The following is a 19,316-nucleotide window of genomic DNA, read 5'->3' on the forward strand; positions in this document are numbered from 1 at the left end:
GGGCTTATATTATCTTTGTGGAGTTGAAAATGACAAATTTTAACGATTTACAAAAAAGACGAGATGAGATATTAGCCCTTTCAAAAGAATTTGGTGCGGAAAATATACGTGTTTTCGGCTCGGTTGCACGTGGTGAAGAAAAAGAAAACAGCGATATTGATATTCTGGTATCAATGCAGAAAAACAGAAGTTACTTTGACTTAATAGCTTTCCAAAATAGTTTAGAGGATTTGCTGCATACAAAAGTTGACGTATTATCGGATAGGGGGTTATATCACTCTATAAAGGAGCAGATATTAAATGAGGCAAAGCCGATATGAACAGGGATAAAGTTTATATTGACCATATAATCGAATGTATTGAAAAAGTTGAGGAGATGAGCCTTGAGGGAAAGGGGGCTTTTTTAGATAATTATAAAGTTAGAGATGTGATTCTTAGAAATTTGCAGGTTATGGCGGAGTCAACACAAAGAATATCCCAAGATATGAAAGAGTCAAACCCTAACGTAAAATGGTCGCAAATCTCAGGATTTCGGAATATCCTTGTGCATGAATATATGGGGCTGGATATGGAGCTTGTATGGGCGGTTATAGAAAATGATATACCGATTTTTAAAAAAACAATAAAGAATATAAGTAAGAAATTATGACAGAACAAACACAAGAAAGACATATTTTAGCGGTTTTGGTTGATAATGAGGCTGGGGTTTTAGGGCGTGTAGTAGGCTTGTTCTCGGGGCGTGGTTATAATATCGACAGCCTGACCGTGTCGGAAGTTAATAAGGAAAAAGGGCTTTCCCGCATTACCATAACTACATTTGCCGAGCAAAAGGTTGTTGACCATATCGTCACTCTTATTGAAAGGATAGTGCCTGTACATAAGGTTCATAATCTTACTGCCGACGGTGCTTTTGTTGAACGTACTTTGGCACTTGTAAAAGTTAAGGCAATAAAAGATAAACGGGCTGAGATACTTCATCTTGCCGATAGCTTTAATGCTAAGGAAGTTGACTCTACGGAAAAATCATTCGTGTTTGAAATATCCGACAACCCTATTCTGGTGAATGAATTTTTGGCGGCAATGAAGCAGTACGGCATATTGGAATTTGCCCGCACCGGTATAACCGCCATTGCCAGAGGTTCGGAAGAATTTTAACTAACGGCTTATTACCGATTTTGGTGACCGCTCGGATTCTTCTATTTTTTTCAACGGTGTATTGCCGCCGGATATATACTTAGTTGCTTTATCTTCAGGTGTTTTGAAAACAGCATCTTGCCAACTTGTTATCGGACGATCGGTAATAGTTTGAGTATGTTGTTGTTGCATTTTGTTTCTGACAAACGCAGAAAATTTAGTGTCGTTCATGATTTTAATTTTTTATAATTGTGGATATATTGGTATAACTTATATTGCATTAATCAAAAAATTCAAATGAAAAATTGAAAAATTATTTGTTTTTCTCTACAATTTTCAAAAAATGTAATTTGAAGGGTGGTATGCAAGAAATTTTAAATGATCAGGGGAAATTGATATTTTGTGTTATGTTTTTACTAGTGTTAGGAAATGCAATTGCTGCCATTTTTTTATTTGTTAAAGCAAAAACTTTTGTAAAAAATTCAATTGCTACAAAGGCAAAAGTTTTGAGTAGTAGTAATCAAGGGGTAGGTAATCATAGTTGTGTAGAACATACGGTTGAATACAAAGACCGTCTTGGAAGAAAAATAAAAGGAAAAATAAATTATAAATTAAAAACTATTGAAAACGGTAAAGAAATTTCAATTCTATACAATAAAGAAAATCCTGAAATAATAAAGCCCGATAGTAAATTCCATATATACATAATTCCGATTGCTTTAATAGAAAGTGCGGTAATTTTTGGGGGAATATTAATTTATTTAGTACATGAGGGAACGGCAAAAATTCCGTTTTAAGGCTTTGTTATAAGGTTTAATCCGATACAGCCGGTTATTATCATAACCATGAACAATATTCCCAAAGGCGAGATTGTCTCTTTAAACCATATCAGCCCTATCGCCGTTACTATCAACACACCGATTCCCGACCATACGGTATAGGCAATGCCGATTGGCAAGGTTTTTACAGCCTGACCGTATAAGAATATGCCGATTCCGAACAATATAAATGAGCCGCAGCCAAGAAAAAAATTATTGAAACCGTCGGACTGTTTCAGCATAGCATTTGCTATGACCGATATTAATGTACCTGAAAATAAAATTATCCATGCATTCATGGCGTTTTTTCTCTAAAATATAAAAACACTGTAATTTATCATACGCTGAATTTTTCTAAAAGAAAAATTATAATGGTATTTTTACTTGAACTTCTCTTTCTTATTACAGAATCGGCAGGTAATGGTTATAACGCCTTTGACCTTCATTTTCTCACGCTCATCTTCGGACATCATATCTAAAGCCATTTCCATGCGTTCTCTTGAGCATCTGCATCTGGCTTCAAGTTTTGACGGGTCAAAAATCCTTACGCCGTCTTCATGGAACAATCTGTATAATAGTGTAGGCATGGGCAGGTTGTCGTCTATCAACTCTTTGTCGGTAACGCTATCTAGTAATATACTAGCACGTTCAAAGTCGTCTTCATGACGGTTTGATATTTTTTTGCCGCCTTCTTGTGCAATACGCTGCAACACTATGCCGCCTGCATGCCATGTTTTGTTGATTTTATTTGCGGTAACTTCCATTACAACGTCCAATTGGTCTGATTGTCTGAAATATTCAACAATACAACCTGAAAGGCTTTTTCCGGCTAAAGGTACGATTGCCTGATATGCCCTTTCACCTTTGTTATCAATTGTTATCACAACATTACCGTTTCCGAAAAGTTCGGTTATATCCTGCTCCTTACGTCCCTCAGCTTCAAGATCATGCATCTTCTTTTTGTCTTTTACATGCGTGTAACCCCTCAAATGACCGTCTGACGTGTAATCGGCACTTACAAAACTTATTGCTCCGTTACCCTGAGCCTGTATTGAAATTATACCTTTCAGCTTCATCATAGTGCCTACCATGGATACCAGAACCAGAAGCTCTCCAAGAAGCTGTGATACGCGTAACGGGTATTTGTGGTCGCTTAATATCTTATGGACTTCTTCATTAATCCGTACGAAACGACCTCTTATTCCTGATTTTTCTATCATGAAAGGAAGGGAGGCGTTCCTTAAAATGTCATTGCTGTTAGCAGGTAAATCAAATTGCATACAATCTCAATTATAAACTATTTGAGCCGGCATTACTATAATTTATTCAAAATAGCAAGCTTATGTAACCCGAATATTATTGGCAGTGTTCGTTATAGATAAATTTTGTTATAGGTTAATTTATTTCAGAATCTCTACACTAAAAATCCACGCAGCGACCGCCTTTTTCCCAGTCACCATAGCGAGTAGGCTCCAAGCCTTTAGGACCTCCATGCTCTTGTGTTTCAGAATTATCTTCTTGCTCGGTTAATTCATTTATTTCCGAGTCCTGTTTTTCTTTTTCCATTCTACTGTTTTTGAAACCTTTTCTTTTTTATAAAACTACAAAGCCTGAGAAATATCGTTTATAAGGTCATCTACATCTTCAAGCCCCACCGATAAACGCAGCATTCCCTGTGTAATATCAAGCTTTACCTGCTCTTTAGGGTCGATATTAGAATGGGTAGTTGATGCAGGGTGAGTTATCAATGATTTTGAATCACCTAAGTTATTGCAAATATCGATTATTTTCAACTTGTTCATAAAAGCGAACGCAGCATCTTTGCCGCCTTTCACCTCGAAAGCTATCATATTGCCGCCTCTATCCATCTGCTTGCATGCAAGGTCATATTGCGGGTGTGACGGAAGTCCGGGGAAAATCACCCTTTGAATATGTTTATTCCTTTCTAAAAACTGGGCTACCTTATCGGCATTATCACAATGACGCTGCATACGTATTTCTAAAGTTTCAAGTCCCTTGAGGAACACCCATGCGTTAAACGGACTCATAGCCGGCCCCGTATGCCTGTGGAAAGGTGTTACCACCTCTTCAATGAACTGCTTACTGCCCAAAATCGCACCGCCCAAACAACGCCCCTGTCCGTCAATATGCTTGGTAGCCGAATATACGACGCAGTCAGCCCCAAGCTCCAAAGGATGTTGCAGCATCGGTGAGGAGAAAACGTTATCAACAATAAAGAATGCTCCGTGTTGTTTGCATAGCTTAGCTACAGCTTCAATATCCACCAGCTCAAGGTTAGGGTTTGAAGGGGACTCGATAAATACATATTTTGTATTTTTTTTGAAAGCCGATTCCCATTCTTTCATATTCTTGCCGTCTACCAGTGTAACCTCCACACCAAGACGAGGCATCACCTCGGTAGCGATATAATAGCACGAACCGAACAGAACTTTACTTGCGATTAAGTGTTCACCGGGTCTTATCTGACATGCAAGCGAAGCAAAAACCGCCGCCATACCGCTTGCTACCACACATGCGGCTTCCGCACCTTCCAATAATGCAAGGCGTTTCTCAAGCATAGCAAGAGTAGGGTTGCAATATCTTGAATATACAAATCCGGGTGCTTCGCCGTTAAAGCGGCTTTCCGCCACTTCTGCCGACTCGTAGCAAAACCCTGAATTAAGGAAAATAGCCTCGCTGGTCTCACCGAAATTAGAACGCAGTGTACCGCCCCTTACGAGCTTGGTATTTATCTTCCAGTTTTCCTGATTCTCTTTATTTTTCACGATTCCTCGCCTTCTTCTTATTCATTTTTGCTAGCAATAACTAGCCTAAAATTACAGTTTTGTCCAATATATCTTTATATTTACACTTTTATGACTATAATCCTTCAAAAAACTAACTTGCGGTAAATTAATATGTTTGACTTGTCATGGTCGGAGATGTTCGTAGTAGCGATAGTAGGGTTACTTGTTATAGGCCCTGAAGAATTGCCTGCGGTAGTACGCAACTGCAAGAAGGTAATAGCCAAGATAAAAAACACCGCCAAAGAATTCACCTCAGCCATTACCGACATTGACGAAATAGACGACATAAAAAAAGAAGCACAAAAATTGAACGAGGACATGAAAACCATAATTGACCTTGAGGGAAATGAACAGCCTACTTACGATATTTCTGATATGATTAAGGAAAAAAAGCCTGACAAAACCTCAAATAATTAACCTTTTTTTAAGGCATGATGTATATAATTAGCATTGTTGAATTAGCATGGAGTGAGTAACAACAAATGCATCAAAGCCACAGGGATTTTCTTGAAAGGATTTTATCACATATAGAGCAAAAGCCGTATGAGTCCGTAGGTATATATGATTCGTTGGGTAAGATTCTGGCGACGGATATAAAAGCTTTACGCCCGTTTCCTGCCAAGGACACGGTATCTGCCGACGGATATGCGATAATTTGCGAGAACACAAAAGACGCACCCATCAATCTGCACATTGTCGGAGAATCAATCGCAGAAAGCCCTTTTAGCGGAAAGGTAAACGACGGTCAGGCTGTGCGTACTTATGTAGGTTCACCGTTACCTGAAGGAACAGATACGGTAATTGAAGATAACGAATGTGAGGTTGAAGGGGACTCAATAAGGATAAACACAACGGTATTACACAGCCAGAATATCTTATATTGCGGTATAGACTTTCAGATAGATGAGGTAATGCTAAAGAGGGGCTATAAGATTACCGCCATAGACCTTGCTATTGCCGCCTCCATGAACCTGTCATCGCTCAATGTCAGCAAACCCCCTGAGGTAGGCATATTAGAGATAGGCGATATGCTTATAAAACCGGGTGAGGGCTTAGATCCCGAACAAACAATATCCACCACCGATATAATATTAAATTCATTTGCCAAATCCGAGGGGGCTAATGCAAAAGACTACGGCATTGTGTCTGAAAATGAAGGCTCAATAACCAAGAAGCTGAAATCTATCAAGGGCATGGATTTGATAGTCACAACGGGCGGTATCTCAAAATCATCTTCAGACGCATTGAAAAAGGTACTGGAAAAAAACAATAATACCCTTGAAACTCTTAAACTGAGCTTAAGCGAGGATATATCTATCATATTTTCTAAAATAGGTAAGACACCCTTATTATGCTTACCTTCGCACCCGATATCGACCTATATTGCCTGTATATTGTTCTTAAAACCGATTATACGCTACATGAACAATTCCACAGAAAAAACACATTTTAACGACATTGCCGTATTAGACCGTGATTTGGACGTGAACGACCTGAAAATGGATTATATATGTTCACACCTTACCACCGATGACGGCAAAACATTAAAAGCAATGCCGGCATCTTCATATGACAAAATGTTGATGTCTACCCTTTTAAGTTCCGATTGTCTGGTACAGGTTAATAAAAAAGGCTGTAAAAAAGGTTATTCGGTCGGTATAATTCCTTTTAGTTAAATATTTTCATTTATTTTGCCATACGCCTATTTATAGTTTTTCCAATAACTTCCGTATGGTTAATAGAGAGATTTTATCCTTGTGGCTCCAGCCCCCCGTAATTCGACCGGGTGACATTAACACATAAACGTTATTTAGAAATTACTATAGATGCTAGTAGTATAGTGATATAGAAGTATGAGTATTTGATATTAGGTATATTGTATCCTGCAAACGCAAAATCCATTTATTAAAAAATGGTGGGGGAGGAGGGATTTGAACCCCCGACCAAGGCGTTATGAGCGCCCTGCTCTAACCACTGAGCTACTCCCCCAAAAGGACAAGAGGGGTATAATTAGCCAACAAATAATTATTTTGCAAGTAAAATTATCAGATATCCCTTAAAGTTTTTTACTTAATCGCTCTGAACTACAAATTTATGGATGAATTATTGATATTTTTTATTTTTATAAGCAATGAGTTAAAATTCAAAAAAGTTTAGAAATTTTTCTCCAAATTAATGTCAACACCAAGGCACATATAACTGAAGCAATCACTGTAATTATTAAAGAATCAAAAAATTGCATTAACAATATGCATGATATAAACAAAAATATAAAAAACTCGATTAGATAATCAAAAATATTTCTTATTTTTGTCAAAATAAGGAAATCCTCCTTATTCAGAAGATTATTTTTTATTAAATATTTAAATATAAATAAATTTATTACAGCATATGAACCTATTATGATCCAATGAGGCAAAGAAAAATAATCATCAACTTCAATATCAAAGTAATTAAATGCTGCCACCGCTATGGCAAGTAGTAACAACTCTCCAATAATATATCCTATTAAAACACCAATGTTATTTTTTTTATTAGTCAAAATTAAAACTCCTAATAAATATTATTAACTTCAAGATTAAGAAATACATTTCAAAACTAATTACATTAAACTTTGCATTATTTTCAGCAGCAGTTCTTTTTTGACCGAACTGCTACGCCACACCATGCTTATAGTTCTTTTTGGCGGTGGTTTATGAAAAGGGATATACACCAGAGTGTCATTTTCCCTTACGGCTATTTTCGGGATAAGCGTTATTCCCACATTGGCTATAACCATCTGCCTCAACGTCTCTAGACTGGTTGCCCTGAACTGCTCTTTTTCCCTAGCCCCTATCAATGAACATATATCTAAAGCCTGCTCCCTCAGGCAATGACCGTCGTCCATAAGGAGCAGGCTCTCCCCTGATAGCTCGTTCCTGTTTATAACCTTATTGCCTGCAAATTTATGCGAAGGAGGAACGGCAAGCAAAAATTCATCTTCAAATAATACGCTATGTTCTATTGTAGGGATTTCCATAGGAAGCGGAGTTGCCAAAAATGCCGTATCAATCTCACCGGCAAGCAGCTTCTTGATTAAAACTTCTGTTTTTTCTTCAATTAAGAAAATTTTTAGTTTAGGAAAATTTTTTGTTATCTTGGGAATGGCGACAGGTAAAAAATAAGGTGCAAGAGTCGGGAATGCCCCTATCCTTATTTCTACAGCCTCAGGGTCTTTAGCTATTTTAATCAGCTCGTCGATACGCTGGGTTTCATCTATTATATTTTTCGCCCGCTCTATTATTTTCCGACCGATGTCAGTTACCATCACATGTTTATTGTTACGCTCGAATATTTTTACACCGAAAGCACTTTCAAGCTTTTGAATTTGCATACTAAGTGCCGGTTGACTGACGTTGCATTCTTCCGCCGCCTTGCCGAAATGGCTATGCTTTGCTATTGAGATAATGTACTGAAAATCACGTATATTCACATCATAAGTATAGCTTATCGTTTATATAAAATCAATATATTATACATATGGCTTTATATAGGTATAATAAAACTATAGGGGCAAGAAAATATAGTAAATTAAGTATATAATTACACCCGTCATTACCCGAATTTGCGAAGCAAATTATAGGGTAATCTAATGAGATCGCCCTATAGTTTCCTACGGGAACTCGGGCGATGACGTAATTAGATAGTAAAATTACTATATTTTGTTCCAAAAGTAAGAAATCAAAAATCAATAATAATGGAGAGTAAAATGTTAGGAGTTGGAGAAAATTTCCCACAGTTTAATTTAAAAGCGGTAGACGGAAAACCGTTCAAGGATATAACTATAGATAATGTATTCGTAGATATCGACGAAAAATCATATAAAGGAAAGTGGATGGTAGTATTTTTCTACCCCAAAGACTTTACGTTCGTTTGTCCGACTGAAATAGCTGCGTTCGGTGACCTTGTAGAAGAATTTTCAGACAGGGATACGCAGGTGCTTACAGGCTCAACCGATAGTGAATTTGTTCACTGGGCGTGGCGTAAGCATCAGGACGAACTGCGTGACCTTCCTTTTCCTATGCTTGCCGATGTAAAGCGTGAGTTGACATCAGCACTTGGCATTCTTGACAAAAATGAGGGGGTTGCCCAGCGTGCAACTTTCATAGTTGACCCTGACGGCATTATCCGCCACGTAAGCGTAAACGACCTAAGCGTAGGACGTAACCCGAAAGAGACTTTACGCATATTAGATGCTTTACAAACCGATGAGCTTTGCCCTTGTAACTGGAGCAAGGGTGATGAGACTATCGACCTGAAAACAGCTACAAAGTAACTTTTACATAACAAAACAATGAACGGAGGGTATTATGCATATTTTATTTAAAACAATATCCTATGGTATAACGCACATAATCGTTGCTACAATAGTAGCTTACGCCCTGACGGGGAATATTGCCGTAGCACTTAGCATAGGCTTGATAGAACCGATTGTGCAGACTTTTGTATTCTCCGTTCATGAGCTTATTTGGGAAAAGAAGGTATCTTTTAGCAAATGCTCGCACGATTTTGGATTCGTAAAGAAAATATTAAATGGAAACTAACAAATAAGAAGGAATATAACAATGTCAATAAAAGATATACGCTCATCATTGGGTGAGTACGCAAAAGATATAAAATTGAATTTGGGCAACGTATTAACGGAAGAAGGCTCACCTGACTTAAACCTTAGTCAGATAAACGGTATTGCACTTGCCTCTGTTTATGCTACCAGTAATGAAGAACTAATAAAAGCCGTAGAGAGTGATGCTAAAGAGCATTTATCCGAAGATGAGGTAAATGCCGCCAAAGCATCTGCTACCGTTATGGCAATGAACAATATATATTACCGCTTTGTTCATCTGGCATCTGACAAGGATTACGGAAAAATGCCGGCAAATCTGCGTATGAATATAATAGGCAATCCCGGTATTGCGAAAGTTGACTTTGAGCTTTACTCTCTTGCCGTATCGGCAATAAACGGCTGCGGTATGTGTATAGATGCACATGTAAGGCAGGTTGAAAAGGAGGGTGTAAGCAAGACCGGTATTCAATCCTCAATAAGGATAGCCTCGGTTATAAACGCTACGGCACAGGCTCTTACTATAGGATAAAAAAGTGCAAAGCCGTCATACATCGAAAGGTTTCGGCGTATGACGGCGGAGCGTAGCAATTACCAAAAGAATTACTACTTGCTATTCACAGCATCACTAACATTAGCAAACTCTTCAGCACTTAAGGGTATAAGACCCTTGTCTATCAGATATCCTTCTTCACCTATTGCTTTAGAACTCACCAACTCTTTGGCGAACTCCCTTAGACCCGGTGTTTTATCAAGATGTGCGTCTTTTAAGTAAACATATAACGGACGTGAAACCGGATAGCTTCCGTCAGCTATATTTTCAAATGTAGGCTCTACTCCGCTTATCTTGGCTCCCTGAACATATGATGAATTCTGGTCAAGAAAGCTAAAACCGAAAATGCCTAGAGCCTTGTCGTTATTAGAAATTTTTTGTACTATAAGATTGTCATTTTCACCGGTTTCAATAAAAACACCGTCCTCCCTTATTGCGTGACATGCTTTTTTAAGTGCTTTTTTATCAGGATAAGCCGCTTTGAACTCGGGAAATTTTTCACAGGCATGTTCCATTATCAATTCAACGAAAGCGTCCCTCGTGCCTGAAGTCGGAGGAGGGCCGTAAATTTCAATATCATTTGCCGGAAGTGACGGATCAATATCACTCCATTTTTTATTCGGATTAGCAATTAACTTGCCGCCTGAAGGAATCATCTTAGCGAGAGCTTGAAACAACTGCTCCTGTGTCAGATCCATTTGTTCTGCACCCAAAACATTGGCAAGAACAATACCGTCATAACCGATTTTTATTTCAGTTATATCCTTAACTCCGTTATTAGTGCATTGCTCACGCTCACTTTGCTTTATCGGACGTGACGCATTTGCAAGGTCGGTTGTTTGCTCCCCAACACCTTCACAGAATAATTTGAATCCTCCACCGGTACCGGTAGACTCTATTATAGGTGTTTTGAACTGCCCGCTCCTGCCGAATTCTTCAGCGGCAACAGTTACAAAAGGATATACGGTTGAAGAGCCTGCCGCCCTTATCTGGTTTGACGCAATTGCAGAAGAACCTATTGATGTTATAAAAATAGATGTACAAATAACTTTTTTTAGCATTATTATCTCCGGATATTAACAATCTTTAACTATTTAACAGACAATATATTATTTGAAAATAAAATCAACACATTTAACTAGAACAATAGAAAGCTTCGAATGTAATAAAAGCATTGTACCTAAATTTCTTTTGTAATGTAATTGCATTAATTTTGCTTTATAATAGAAGCTATTGAATTTTTTATAAAATTTTAATCTTATTGAGAGTCTATGGGGTATTCTAAACATTGTCCGAAGTGTCGGGGTTCGGGAGCCAGAGGGGGGTGGCTCGGCTTTTTTTTACTACTCCCTTTTCACTTGTTAGAAATTTTTACCCGTTCATTTTATGTATTGGGCTGGATAATACTGGTTGTAATCACTGTGCTGATACCTGCAATAATTTTTGATGACAAATACGAATATGTCAAAAACCTACCCGAACATATAGTGATATCGGCAACTTGTTTAGTAACTATAATTTTCTTGGTTACATTAAAAACCGTTTTTAAATATATACGCTGCAAAGAATGTAACGGCACGGGTTCAACATCAATCGAAAATGAGGAAGATTCCGCCCTGCCAAGCTAGGAAAATCCTCTATGACGGTATGCATTAAGCCGCCTGTTTATTTTCAATACGCGGGAACACACCCTCCGGTTTTGGAAGCGGTGTTTCCGGTTTTAGTGCATATTTTTCGTTGAGGTTAGAAAAATTACGTTCATTCTTATCAATTGCCAACTGGTCTAAAATTTTATTCGCAGCTATAGGTGTAAATGGTTGTAAAATTATAGATATTATCCTAATTGTTTCTGCTAACACATATAAAACTGTTGCCATGCGGTCAGGGTCTTCTTTTTTTAATTTCCACGGCTCTTGTTTGTCGATATAGTTGTTAGCAGCTGAAGATAGTGCAAACAGATTCTCAATTGCATGTGAGAACTCCAACTTATTCATGTGCAAAATGTATTTATCAAGGTGCTTGTGAGTTAAGTCGAAGAATAATTCTTTATCGCTATCTGTAATTTTAAATTCAGGAACAACGCCATCACAATTCTTAGCAATCATACTAAGCGTTCTTTGTGCCAGATTGCCGATATTATTGGCAAGGTCGCTATTAATACGTTCTGCCATAGCATCTTTAGAAAAATTTCCGTCATTGCCGAACGGTACTTCACGCATGAGGAAATATCTGGTTTGGTCGATACCGAATTGTTCTATAAGTTCTTTTGGAGCGATGACATTGCCAAGTGATTTTGACATTTTTTCGCCTTCAATCGTCCACCAGCCATGTGCTACTATTTTTTTAGGCAAAGGCAAATCAGCCGCCATTAAAAAGGCCGGCCAGTAAACCGCATGAAAACGTAGTATGTCCTTACCGACAACATGTACGGGGGAATCTTCAGGATTTTGCCAGTATTTTTTATATTCTTTACAGTCCGTATCAGGGAAGCCGATAGCGGTTAAGTAGTTAGTAAGTGCATCTATCCATACATACATAACGTGTTTTTCATCGTCAGGGACAGGCACTCCCCAATTGAACGTAGTGCGGGAAATAGAAAGGTCACGCAACGCACCCTCAACAAAATCCTTACCGCCACGCACGAAGCTTACTACCTCGTTATATCTTGATTTGGGAGTAATAAAATCAGGGTTTTTCTCGTAAAAATCAAGCAGCTTTTGTTGAAAAGCGGAAAGTTTGAAGAAATAGCTTTCTTCTTCTACCCATTCAACTTCCGCACCTGTGGGGGCGAGTTTTTTGCCGTCTTTTTCGATTAACTCATCTTCGCCGTAATATGCCTCATCACGCACAGAGTACCAACCTGCATAGCTATCAGAGTATATATAGCCGTTATCCTTTATCCTGTTCCATAAAGCTTGTGCCGCTTTTTTATGGCGCTCTTCGGTGGTGCGGATAAAGTCATTGTTGGTGACATTAAGCAGGTTCTCATTTTCTTCATCGGGGCATTTTACCAATGTGCGGAAACGCTTTGAGACCTCATCGGTGAAACTCTGTGGGTCAATGCCTGCATTTTTGGCCGCTTTATCAACCTTTTGCCCATGTTCGTCTGTGCCTGTTAAAAACTTTACATCATAGCCGTCTAGGCGTTTAAACCGTGCCATCACATCGCATGCGATAGTTGTATAGGCATGACCTATATGCGGTGAGTCGTTTACGTAATATATCGGGGTGGTGATGTAAAAGCTTTTTTTTGTTGTCATTGTTCTTATTAATTAAATTTTGTTGTTTTCACAAAAGTTTCCTAACTTTTGTGAAAATGGATTCCACTATAATTTGTTTTCCTAAACAAATTTACGGGAATGACGAGAAAAGATTGAAACGGAATATATCAAATATTACTTTTATTACAATAGGGTATTTTATCTAATTATCGGGCACATTAAATTATCATAATTGTATAATTTATACTTTACTAATGCGGTACAAGTTACTAACGTACTGATGTTTTTTTACTAACAGTAAGGTTTTATTTATGAAATATTCACATATTACCGCAACATTAGCTGTTACTGCGACATCCTCAAGTGCATTTGTGCCACAAAGTTTTACACAAAGAGTCGGCAGACCGCAAACTTCGTCATCTGAACTATTTTACATTAATGATAATGGTGATTTTAATGAAGGCTATGATAAGTTGAAAAAAAATGATTCGATTTCACCATCTGCAAAAAATGCTGAATCAAAACAAGAGCTACAACCTAAGGAGTTTGAAAAGGTGGTAGGTCTGGAAAAAAATATAGAAAGGATGGTTAAGCTAGGTGTTCATATAATAAATCCATTTCGTAGTGAGCCTTTAACCGAAAGGCAGAAAATGATAAAAGATAATGTGGTTGACCCTATAGCTAAATTAAGTGGCGGATGTGCTTTAATAGGTGCGACAGGGGTTTTAGCTGCTGTAGGAGCTGTAAAATTAACGACAGATGCTTTGAACCAAAACTTTCCTGAAACATTTGGACACAAAGAACCAATAGAAAGAGTAAATAAAGAACCATCGGAGTCTGCTTATACTTCTTCAGGTTATATAATGGGTGATAGTTATGCTACTAAAATAGCTAGAGAGCACTTGTATAAATCGCAACAATCAAATGGACAATCAATTTTCAGATAGTGCTTGGGCATTTATTATATAAGTTAGCGCCAATGTTTATTTGCTTGCCTACCTAACTACATTTATTAGTAAGGGTAATGAAATATAAAAATCTAGCAAAAACATCTTTACAAGCAATGCCAAGGGGGCGTAACTTTTCCGATAGTTTAATAAGGAATAAATTTGTGCCTAATATAAAATGTCTTGATGAAGTTTTGCAAAAAATGAAAGTGCCGTATGAAGAAACGGTATATCAAAAAGGCTACCGTTATGGTGAGGGAACCGCTTTAAGGCTTGTAAGACCTAAAAACACAGAACAGCTATCTGAAATTTTACAGTGTTGTAATAGCGAGGGAATCGGTGTTGTACCGCAAGGAGGCAATTCGGGACTGGTGGGCAGTTCTACGGCGGATAATTCGGGAAAACAGGTGGTAATCGGTACGGATTTGCTTAATAAGGATATTTTTCAACTAGAGGGAAATAGCCTGAAAGTCGGAGCAGGATTTATATTAGATACGGTAAATCAAAGGCTTGAAAATGAAGGTATGTTCCTGCCTATTGACATAGGTGCAAGCGGTTCGGCAAATATCGGCGGGCTGATATCTACCAATGCCGCAGGCTCAAGAGCCGCAAGATATGGCAATACCAAAGCAAGAACAAGCGAGATAACCGTAGTTACGGCAAACGGTGAAGTAAAGCAAATTAAAACAGATATGAGGGCTGTAGACCCCGAACTACCTCAGGATAACAGCAAGATAGACCCGAATAACCCGTTCATAGGTTCGCAAGGGTATCTGGGAGTTATAGCAGATGCGGTTATGATCGTTGAGCAAAAACCTATCCGATATGAAACAGTTGTTTTAGTGCCTAAAAATATTGAGGCAATAAGTAATATAAGGCAAGAATTACAAAATGATTTTAGTGACGGGCTGATTGCTTTTGAAGGTATGTCGGGCGAAGCTCTCAGGCTTGTAGGCAAAAACATACAAAATACCGGATATCTGTTCGCCGATGAACCGCAAAAAGTGGACTATGCGTTGCTGGCGGAAGTGGCAACTAAAGATGAAAACGAAGATTTAGACGCAATGCTCTACGCTACTTTAGAACGCCTGACGGATAGCAAAGATGTGACTACCGGACTTATGGGAAATTCCCACCTTTACTGGCATCACAGACATCACATATCCGAGGCGATAAAGCTTGAAGGGCAGGTTATAGCGACAGATATTGCCGTGCGTGGGGCTGATAATCTTAGTGCTTTCAGACTGGAGGCAAGCGAAAAACTTAAAAACGATTTCCCCGACCTTATGATAGTACCGTTCGGGCATGAGGCACTGGGGGCTATGCATTTTAATATGGTATGTCCTAAAGAAAAAGAGCTAAGTCCCGCTTTAAAAAAGGAAATACAAACTGCGGTTTATGAACTGGCGGTAGGCAAATATAAAGGGACGTTCAGTGCAGAGCATGGTGTAGGTCCTCATAATGCATGGGCGTATGACAGGTTTACGGCAGATAGCGTAAAGAGTCAGGCAGAAAAACTAAAACGGCAATATGACCCCAAAGATATTATGAATCCTAATTTAAACTATGGTTTTAGCAAGCTTAAAGGATTAAATGTTACTTGATACACCCCCTTTGATTAAAAAGTTAATAAATTCTTAATGAAGCGTTGTTATTATTGGAAGTTAAGTATTAATTTTTGATAATTCACGATTATGCCGATAGATTTAGATGCCGATAGGAACTTAGACTTAAAAAATGAATTATTTTTTTACCAAGACGAATTGTTAAAAAAACATAGCAGAGGAAAGCTTGGCATACATTCAAGTGAAACCGAGCCTGCCGTTATTGCCCAAGCCATGGCGGTTGAGGCAAAGAACAGCACTCTTGCGAATGAAACAGAAGAAAGTAAAAGTGAATTGTCCGAGTTTGCCCTGAATTTACAAAGCAATCTTGAGGTTATCCCCTCTACGTTTATTCCGGAATTTAAAAAAGGTGTTAATCCTGATGAATATTTGCAAAGAACAGAATATGTTGCCGATATCGCAAAAACAGCGGAAGCACAACTAGAACTGCAAGGAGTAAATGTATCAAATGATGTTGTTGAGGCTGCAAAGGTTAGTGCGTTAACCGAGATATTAGGCGATTCAAAGCAAAACGGTAATAATGAATCAGGTTTACCTGAGCGAGGTTTGAAGCGTCAGGATACTACGAACCCTAATGAACTGCAACAAGCGATAGAAGCTTCAAAAAGAGAGGCTTTACCTCAAGGGCTTTCTCGTCAGGATACTATGAATGATCCGGAGTTTAAAGCTGCATTAGAAGCTTCAAAAAGAGAGGCTTTGCCTCAAGAGCTTTCCCGTCAGGATACTATGAATGATCCGGAGTTTAAGAACGCATTAGAAGCTTCAAAGAGGGAAACAAGAAATAATCCGAGGTCAGATGTAGCAAAAGCCGCTTCATTACAATCTAACAGGAGCATAACAGAAAGTTTTCAAGGCTCTGATTCTCAATTGCCTGATGATTACAGTTATTATGGTGAAGGGGACGAAAGAAAGAAGCCCGCCAAGCCAATTAAGCTTGACAGGAGGGAGGGGCAGAGGCGGAATAAAGGAGTCGAGGATTATATCCCTCCTCCTTCGATAGCGGAGTTAACAGGAGGTGAGCAAGGAAAAAGTTCGGGAGACCCTGAATTTCAATTATCTTATGATAAGGGAGCCGGCAGACCGGCTTTAGATAGGCAAAGTAGTATTGATAGTACGGCAGCTGTTATCGGCGATGATTTTAGTAAGAGCAGATCAAGAGGATTAGGAAGGCTCTCTGAATCCGAAAGAACCGTTAAAGGAAGTAATACTTCTACTAGGGAGCGTAAGTCTGAAACCGCAGAAAGAACCGCTTCCCGACAGTCGGAGTTTTCACCGAACGCCTATGTTAAAAAAGAAACAAAAAGAAGCGAGAATAAGCCGAGTCATAAACATACCGACAGGCATTTTAAGCAAGAGTTCGGAAAAGACGATGATGATGCCGGTCGGAGGGGAGGAAGACCTTCAGGAGGGCGTGGCGGTAGATAAGAATATAATCGCATTCGTATAAAAACCCTTGCAAAATCTAATAATTAGTATATAAATGCCCTCTTTTTACAGATAAGAGTACTGCTTGGCGAACATGGCATGCCTTCAGGCTCGAAATATTAACCCATTTATAAATGGAGATAAAAATGCCTAAACTAAAAACTAAAAGCAGCGTTAAAAAACGCTTTAAGCTTACCGCTTCGGGAAAAGTAAAGCATAAACCTGCCGGTAAAAAACACGGTATGGTTAAGCGTTCCAAGAAGTTTATCAGAAATTCACGTGCTATGGCTGTCCTTTGTAAGGCCGATGAGCGTATTATTAAACTGTTCATTAGAAAATAAGGGAGAAATAAAATGCCATTAGCAAAAAACGGAACCGTAAATAAAAAACGTCACAAAAAAATATTAAAGATGGCAAAAGGTTATCAGGGTCGTAACAGAACCTGTTTCCGCGTTGCCGTTGAAAAGGTGGAAAAAGGTCTGCAATATGCATATCGTGACCGTCGCAATAAAAAGCGTGACTTCAGAAAACTATGGATACAGCGTATCAATGCCGCCGCAAGATTGAACGGACTTACTTATTCTAAATTGATAAGCGGTCTTAAACTTGCCGGTATAGAGCTTGACCGTAAAGTTCTGTCTGATATCGCAATAACTGACGAGGCAGGTTTTAAGGCTATTGCCGAAAAAGCCGCTAAAGCCTTAGAAAAAAATAGCAAAGCCGCTTAAACTTATAATCGGCAATATACAAATTGAAAAGAGGGCGAAGTGGTGTTAAAACTATCTCGCCCTTTTTTAACGGTTAGTGAATAGTGGTTAGAGTTCAGTTTAATAATAATTACTATTGAAGATTTTTAATTATAGTTATTTAAAATAACTTCCTTACCATAGGCTGTCATCCCTGTGAATTTTCGTAGAAAATTATAGGGGGATCTTGTGCAGTTTATAGAAGATCCCCGCACTTAGGCGGGGATGACATTAATAGGTGGAAGTTAATTTAAAGGACTATAAATTCACATTTACTATATACAGATTGGCGGCAAATTGGCTGCTAGTAATTATAAAAGGATTAAAAATGAGTGAATTGGAAAATATCCAACATCAGGCAATAGAAGCGGTGGCTAATGCCGGTTCGATAAAAGAGCTTGAACAAGTCAGAGTCGAGCAGCTAGGGAAAAAAGGTGTTATTTCTCAGCAGCTACAAAAACTGGGGAAGTTGCCGCCGGAGGAACGTAAGCAGTTCGGACAGGAAATAAATCTGGTTAAGGTAGCGGTCAGTGATGCGATTGAGGTCAAAAAGTTTGAGTTGGAAGCATTGGAACTGGATAATCGCCTGTCTACGGAAAAGGTCGATGTTACATTGCCTGTCAGACCTGAAAGTAAGGGGCGGATACACCCTATATCACAGGTGATAGATGAGTGTGTGGCTATTTTTGCCGGCATGGGGTTTAATGTTGAAGAAGGCCCTGAAATAGAAGATGATTTCCATAACTTTACGGCTCTTAATATTCCTGAGAACCACCCTGCACGCCAGATGCAGGATACTTTTTACATGCCTGCCAATGAAAATGGCGACAAGCTTGTATTGAGAACGCATACATCGTCGGTACAGATAAGACATATGGAAAATGAAAACCCTCCGTTTAAATTCATAGCACCGGGAAGAGTCTATAGAAGCGATTATGACATGACGCATACCCCTATGTTTCACCAGATTGAAGGGCTATATATAGACAGGGATGTTAATATGGGACACCTAAAAGGCTGCCTGCACAATTTCTTAAAAGCGTTTTTTGAACTAGATGATGTGCCGCTGCGTTTCCGCCCGTCTTTCTTTCCGTTTACCGAGCCTTCTGCCGAGGTGGATATAGGGTGTAGCCGTAAAGAAGGTGAGTTAAAGATAGGCACGGGCGATGACTGGCTTGAAATACTGGGCTGCGGAATGGTACACCCGAATGTGCTGCGGAATGTCGGTATTAATCCTAACGAATATCAGGGGTTTGCTTTCGGTCTGGGGATAGAAAGACTTTCCATGCTGAAATATGGAGTTCCTGATTTGAGGAACTTCTTCGACTGTGATATAAAATGGATGGAACATTATGGATTCGGAGCGTTACACAAGCCTAGTCAGGTTAGCGGTTTGTAGCATTTTCCTAATAAAATCCGAGGGATTACGGTTATTGATTA

General features: G+C 38.8%; 25 protein-coding genes and 1 tRNA gene. 16 read left to right on the forward strand and 10 right to left on the reverse strand.

Features of this window, described 5'->3' with window-relative positions; all coding sequences use genetic code 11:
* Window positions 1-29 precede the first annotated feature (29 nt).
* The 3 genes from O2942_07110 to ilvN are packed head-to-tail and all read left to right on the forward strand — an operon-like array spanning window position 30 to window position 1,155.
* Window positions 30-320 (forward strand): nucleotidyltransferase family protein, encoded by a 291-nt coding sequence (locus O2942_07110; GenBank protein ID MDA0782017.1) that lies wholly within the window; start codon window positions 30-32, stop codon window positions 318-320.
* Window positions 317-649, forward strand: coding sequence for a DUF86 domain-containing protein (locus tag O2942_07115; protein MDA0782018.1), 333 nt, complete (start codon window positions 317-319; stop codon window positions 647-649). The genes O2942_07110 and O2942_07115 overlap by 4 nt, the downstream gene beginning before the upstream one ends.
* Entirely contained in the window at window positions 646-1,155 is a 510-nt protein-coding gene (ilvN, locus tag O2942_07120) for an acetolactate synthase small subunit (GenBank protein MDA0782019.1), read from the forward strand. Before O2942_07115 ends, ilvN begins: the two co-directional genes overlap by 4 nt.
* Here the strand turns inward: ilvN and O2942_07125 are convergent, their stop codons facing one another.
* Window positions 1,156-1,365: a hypothetical protein gene (locus O2942_07125; GenBank protein MDA0782020.1), complete on the reverse strand. Its 210-nt coding sequence runs from the start codon at window positions 1,363-1,365 to the stop codon at window positions 1,156-1,158.
* Window positions 1,366-1,496: 131 nt separating this feature from the next.
* Here O2942_07125 and O2942_07130 point away from each other — a divergent pair, with 131 nt between their 5' ends.
* Window positions 1,497-1,931, forward strand: coding sequence for a hypothetical protein (locus O2942_07130; protein ID MDA0782021.1), 435 nt, complete (start codon window positions 1,497-1,499; stop codon window positions 1,929-1,931).
* Here the strand turns inward: O2942_07130 and O2942_07135 are convergent.
* The 4 genes from O2942_07135 to metZ form a co-directional block, all read right to left on the reverse strand.
* Window positions 1,928-2,251 (reverse strand): multidrug efflux SMR transporter, encoded by a 324-nt coding sequence (locus O2942_07135; protein ID MDA0782022.1) that lies wholly within the window; start codon window positions 2,249-2,251, stop codon window positions 1,928-1,930. The two genes, O2942_07130 and O2942_07135, sit on opposite strands and share 4 nt — an antisense overlap.
* An 81-nt stretch (window positions 2,252-2,332) precedes the next feature.
* Window positions 2,333-3,232, reverse strand: coding sequence for an Hsp33 family molecular chaperone HslO (locus tag O2942_07140; protein MDA0782023.1), 900 nt, complete (start codon window positions 3,230-3,232; stop codon window positions 2,333-2,335).
* Between the two features lie 139 nt (window positions 3,233-3,371).
* Complete coding sequence (locus tag O2942_07145) at window positions 3,372-3,518, reverse strand: DUF1674 domain-containing protein (GenBank protein MDA0782024.1); 147 nt, start codon at window positions 3,516-3,518, stop codon at window positions 3,372-3,374.
* Between the two features lie 35 nt (window positions 3,519-3,553).
* On the reverse strand, window positions 3,554-4,738 hold the full coding sequence (gene metZ / locus O2942_07150) for an O-succinylhomoserine sulfhydrylase (GenBank protein MDA0782025.1): 1,185 nt from the start codon (window positions 4,736-4,738) through the stop codon (window positions 3,554-3,556).
* A 132-nt stretch (window positions 4,739-4,870) separates the two neighbouring features.
* On the opposite strand from metZ, the gene tatB reads away from it, so the two are divergent.
* Both tatB and O2942_07160 read left to right on the forward strand, forming a co-directional pair.
* Window positions 4,871-5,176: a Sec-independent protein translocase protein TatB gene (tatB, locus tag O2942_07155; protein ID MDA0782026.1), complete on the forward strand. Its 306-nt coding sequence runs from the start codon at window positions 4,871-4,873 to the stop codon at window positions 5,174-5,176.
* Between the two features lie 65 nt (window positions 5,177-5,241).
* Window positions 5,242-6,435 (forward strand): molybdopterin molybdotransferase MoeA, encoded by a 1,194-nt coding sequence (locus O2942_07160; protein ID MDA0782027.1) that lies wholly within the window; start codon window positions 5,242-5,244, stop codon window positions 6,433-6,435.
* A gap of 237 nt (window positions 6,436-6,672) precedes the next feature.
* On the opposite strand, the gene O2942_07165 is transcribed toward O2942_07160, so the two are convergent.
* The 3 genes from O2942_07165 to O2942_07175 form a co-directional block, all read right to left on the reverse strand.
* Window positions 6,673-6,748: transfer RNA gene (locus O2942_07165), tRNA-Met, on the reverse strand.
* Window positions 6,749-6,902: 154 nt separating this feature from the next.
* On the reverse strand, window positions 6,903-7,301 hold the full coding sequence (locus O2942_07170) for a hypothetical protein (protein MDA0782028.1): 399 nt from the start codon (window positions 7,299-7,301) through the stop codon (window positions 6,903-6,905).
* Between the two features lie 60 nt (window positions 7,302-7,361).
* Window positions 7,362-8,231 (reverse strand): LysR substrate-binding domain-containing protein, encoded by an 870-nt coding sequence (locus O2942_07175; protein MDA0782029.1) that lies wholly within the window; start codon window positions 8,229-8,231, stop codon window positions 7,362-7,364.
* A gap of 276 nt (window positions 8,232-8,507) precedes the next feature.
* On the opposite strand from O2942_07175, the gene O2942_07180 reads away from it, so the two are divergent.
* The 3 genes from O2942_07180 to O2942_07190 are packed head-to-tail and all read left to right on the forward strand — an operon-like array spanning window position 8,508 to window position 9,891.
* Window positions 8,508-9,074 carry a peroxiredoxin gene (locus tag O2942_07180; protein ID MDA0782030.1) on the forward strand — a complete coding sequence of 189 codons (567 nt, stop codon included), beginning with the start codon at window positions 8,508-8,510 and terminating at the stop codon, window positions 9,072-9,074.
* A gap of 34 nt (window positions 9,075-9,108) precedes the next feature.
* Window positions 9,109-9,342, forward strand: coding sequence for a DUF2061 domain-containing protein (locus O2942_07185; protein MDA0782031.1), 234 nt, complete (start codon window positions 9,109-9,111; stop codon window positions 9,340-9,342).
* Between the two features lie 21 nt (window positions 9,343-9,363).
* On the forward strand, window positions 9,364-9,891 hold the full coding sequence (locus O2942_07190; GenBank protein MDA0782032.1) for a carboxymuconolactone decarboxylase family protein: 528 nt from the start codon (window positions 9,364-9,366) through the stop codon (window positions 9,889-9,891).
* Between the two features lie 74 nt (window positions 9,892-9,965).
* Here the strand turns inward: O2942_07190 and O2942_07195 are convergent, their stop codons facing one another.
* On the reverse strand, window positions 9,966-10,973 hold the full coding sequence (locus O2942_07195; GenBank protein MDA0782033.1) for a PstS family phosphate ABC transporter substrate-binding protein: 1,008 nt from the start codon (window positions 10,971-10,973) through the stop codon (window positions 9,966-9,968).
* Window positions 10,974-11,183: 210 nt separating this feature from the next.
* Between O2942_07195 and O2942_07200 the strand changes: the two genes are divergently transcribed.
* Entirely contained in the window at window positions 11,184-11,540 is a 357-nt protein-coding gene (locus tag O2942_07200) for a hypothetical protein (protein ID MDA0782034.1), read from the forward strand.
* Window positions 11,541-11,564: 24 nt separating this feature from the next.
* On the opposite strand, the gene metG is transcribed toward O2942_07200, so the two are convergent.
* Window positions 11,565-13,172, reverse strand: coding sequence for a methionine--tRNA ligase (metG, locus tag O2942_07205; GenBank protein ID MDA0782035.1), 1,608 nt, complete (start codon window positions 13,170-13,172; stop codon window positions 11,565-11,567).
* A gap of 272 nt (window positions 13,173-13,444) precedes the next feature.
* On the opposite strand from metG, the gene O2942_07210 reads away from it, so the two are divergent.
* The 6 genes from O2942_07210 to pheS all read left to right on the forward strand — a co-directional run bounded on the left by O2942_07210 (window position 13,445) and on the right by pheS (window position 19,275).
* On the forward strand, window positions 13,445-14,080 hold the full coding sequence (locus O2942_07210; protein MDA0782036.1) for a hypothetical protein: 636 nt from the start codon (window positions 13,445-13,447) through the stop codon (window positions 14,078-14,080).
* A 77-nt stretch (window positions 14,081-14,157) separates the two neighbouring features.
* Window positions 14,158-15,684 carry an FAD-binding oxidoreductase gene (locus tag O2942_07215; protein ID MDA0782037.1) on the forward strand — a complete coding sequence of 509 codons (1,527 nt, stop codon included), beginning with the start codon at window positions 14,158-14,160 and terminating at the stop codon, window positions 15,682-15,684.
* A 90-nt stretch (window positions 15,685-15,774) separates the two neighbouring features.
* Window positions 15,775-17,130 carry a hypothetical protein gene (locus tag O2942_07220; GenBank protein MDA0782038.1) on the forward strand — a complete coding sequence of 452 codons (1,356 nt, stop codon included), beginning with the start codon at window positions 15,775-15,777 and terminating at the stop codon, window positions 17,128-17,130.
* 146 nt (window positions 17,131-17,276) lie between these two features.
* Window positions 17,277-17,471, forward strand: coding sequence for a 50S ribosomal protein L35 (rpmI, locus tag O2942_07225; protein MDA0782039.1), 195 nt, complete (start codon window positions 17,277-17,279; stop codon window positions 17,469-17,471).
* Window positions 17,472-17,483: 12 nt separating this feature from the next.
* Entirely contained in the window at window positions 17,484-17,858 is a 375-nt protein-coding gene (gene rplT / locus O2942_07230; protein MDA0782040.1) for a 50S ribosomal protein L20, read from the forward strand.
* A 346-nt stretch (window positions 17,859-18,204) separates the two neighbouring features.
* A complete protein-coding gene (gene pheS / locus O2942_07235) occupies window positions 18,205-19,275 on the forward strand; it encodes a phenylalanine--tRNA ligase subunit alpha (GenBank protein ID MDA0782041.1) in 1,071 nt (356 codons plus the stop codon).
* Window positions 19,276-19,316 lie beyond the last annotated feature (41 nt).

The organism is Pseudomonadota bacterium, from assembly GCA_027620075.1.
Taxonomy (GTDB): domain Bacteria; phylum Pseudomonadota; class Alphaproteobacteria; order Rickettsiales; family UBA6187; genus 1-14-0-20-39-49.

Bases quoted from the DNA above. Each gene is read 5' to 3' on its own strand.
- O2942_07110 (MDA0782017.1), top strand. From the start codon at position 30: ATGACAAATTTTAACGATTTACAAAAAAGACGAGATGAGATATTAGCC.
- O2942_07115 (MDA0782018.1), top strand. From the start codon at position 317: ATGAACAGGGATAAAGTTTATATTGACCATATAATCGAATGTATTGAA.
- ilvN (MDA0782019.1), top strand. From the start codon at position 646: ATGACAGAACAAACACAAGAAAGACATATTTTAGCGGTTTTGGTTGAT.
- O2942_07125 (MDA0782020.1), bottom strand. From the start codon at position 1,365: ATGAACGACACTAAATTTTCTGCGTTTGTCAGAAACAAAATGCAACAA.
- O2942_07130 (MDA0782021.1), top strand. From the start codon at position 1,497: ATGCAAGAAATTTTAAATGATCAGGGGAAATTGATATTTTGTGTTATG.
- O2942_07135 (MDA0782022.1), bottom strand. From the start codon at position 2,251: ATGAATGCATGGATAATTTTATTTTCAGGTACATTAATATCGGTCATA.
- O2942_07140 (MDA0782023.1), bottom strand. From the start codon at position 3,232: ATGCAATTTGATTTACCTGCTAACAGCAATGACATTTTAAGGAACGCC.
- O2942_07145 (MDA0782024.1), bottom strand. From the start codon at position 3,518: ATGGAAAAAGAAAAACAGGACTCGGAAATAAATGAATTAACCGAGCAA.
- tatB (MDA0782026.1), top strand. From the start codon at position 4,871: ATGTTTGACTTGTCATGGTCGGAGATGTTCGTAGTAGCGATAGTAGGG.
- O2942_07160 (MDA0782027.1), top strand. From the start codon at position 5,242: ATGCATCAAAGCCACAGGGATTTTCTTGAAAGGATTTTATCACATATA.
- O2942_07180 (MDA0782030.1), top strand. From the start codon at position 8,508: ATGTTAGGAGTTGGAGAAAATTTCCCACAGTTTAATTTAAAAGCGGTA.
- O2942_07185 (MDA0782031.1), top strand. From the start codon at position 9,109: ATGCATATTTTATTTAAAACAATATCCTATGGTATAACGCACATAATC.
- O2942_07190 (MDA0782032.1), top strand. From the start codon at position 9,364: ATGTCAATAAAAGATATACGCTCATCATTGGGTGAGTACGCAAAAGAT.
- O2942_07195 (MDA0782033.1), bottom strand. From the start codon at position 10,973: ATGCTAAAAAAAGTTATTTGTACATCTATTTTTATAACATCAATAGGT.
- O2942_07200 (MDA0782034.1), top strand. From the start codon at position 11,184: ATGGGGTATTCTAAACATTGTCCGAAGTGTCGGGGTTCGGGAGCCAGA.
- metG (MDA0782035.1), bottom strand. From the start codon at position 13,172: ATGACAACAAAAAAAAGCTTTTACATCACCACCCCGATATATTACGTA.
- O2942_07210 (MDA0782036.1), top strand. From the start codon at position 13,445: ATGAAATATTCACATATTACCGCAACATTAGCTGTTACTGCGACATCC.
- O2942_07215 (MDA0782037.1), top strand. From the start codon at position 14,158: ATGAAATATAAAAATCTAGCAAAAACATCTTTACAAGCAATGCCAAGG.
- O2942_07220 (MDA0782038.1), top strand. From the start codon at position 15,775: ATGCCGATAGATTTAGATGCCGATAGGAACTTAGACTTAAAAAATGAA.
- rpmI (MDA0782039.1), top strand. From the start codon at position 17,277: ATGCCTAAACTAAAAACTAAAAGCAGCGTTAAAAAACGCTTTAAGCTT.
- rplT (MDA0782040.1), top strand. From the start codon at position 17,484: ATGCCATTAGCAAAAAACGGAACCGTAAATAAAAAACGTCACAAAAAA.
- pheS (MDA0782041.1), top strand. From the start codon at position 18,205: ATGAGTGAATTGGAAAATATCCAACATCAGGCAATAGAAGCGGTGGCT.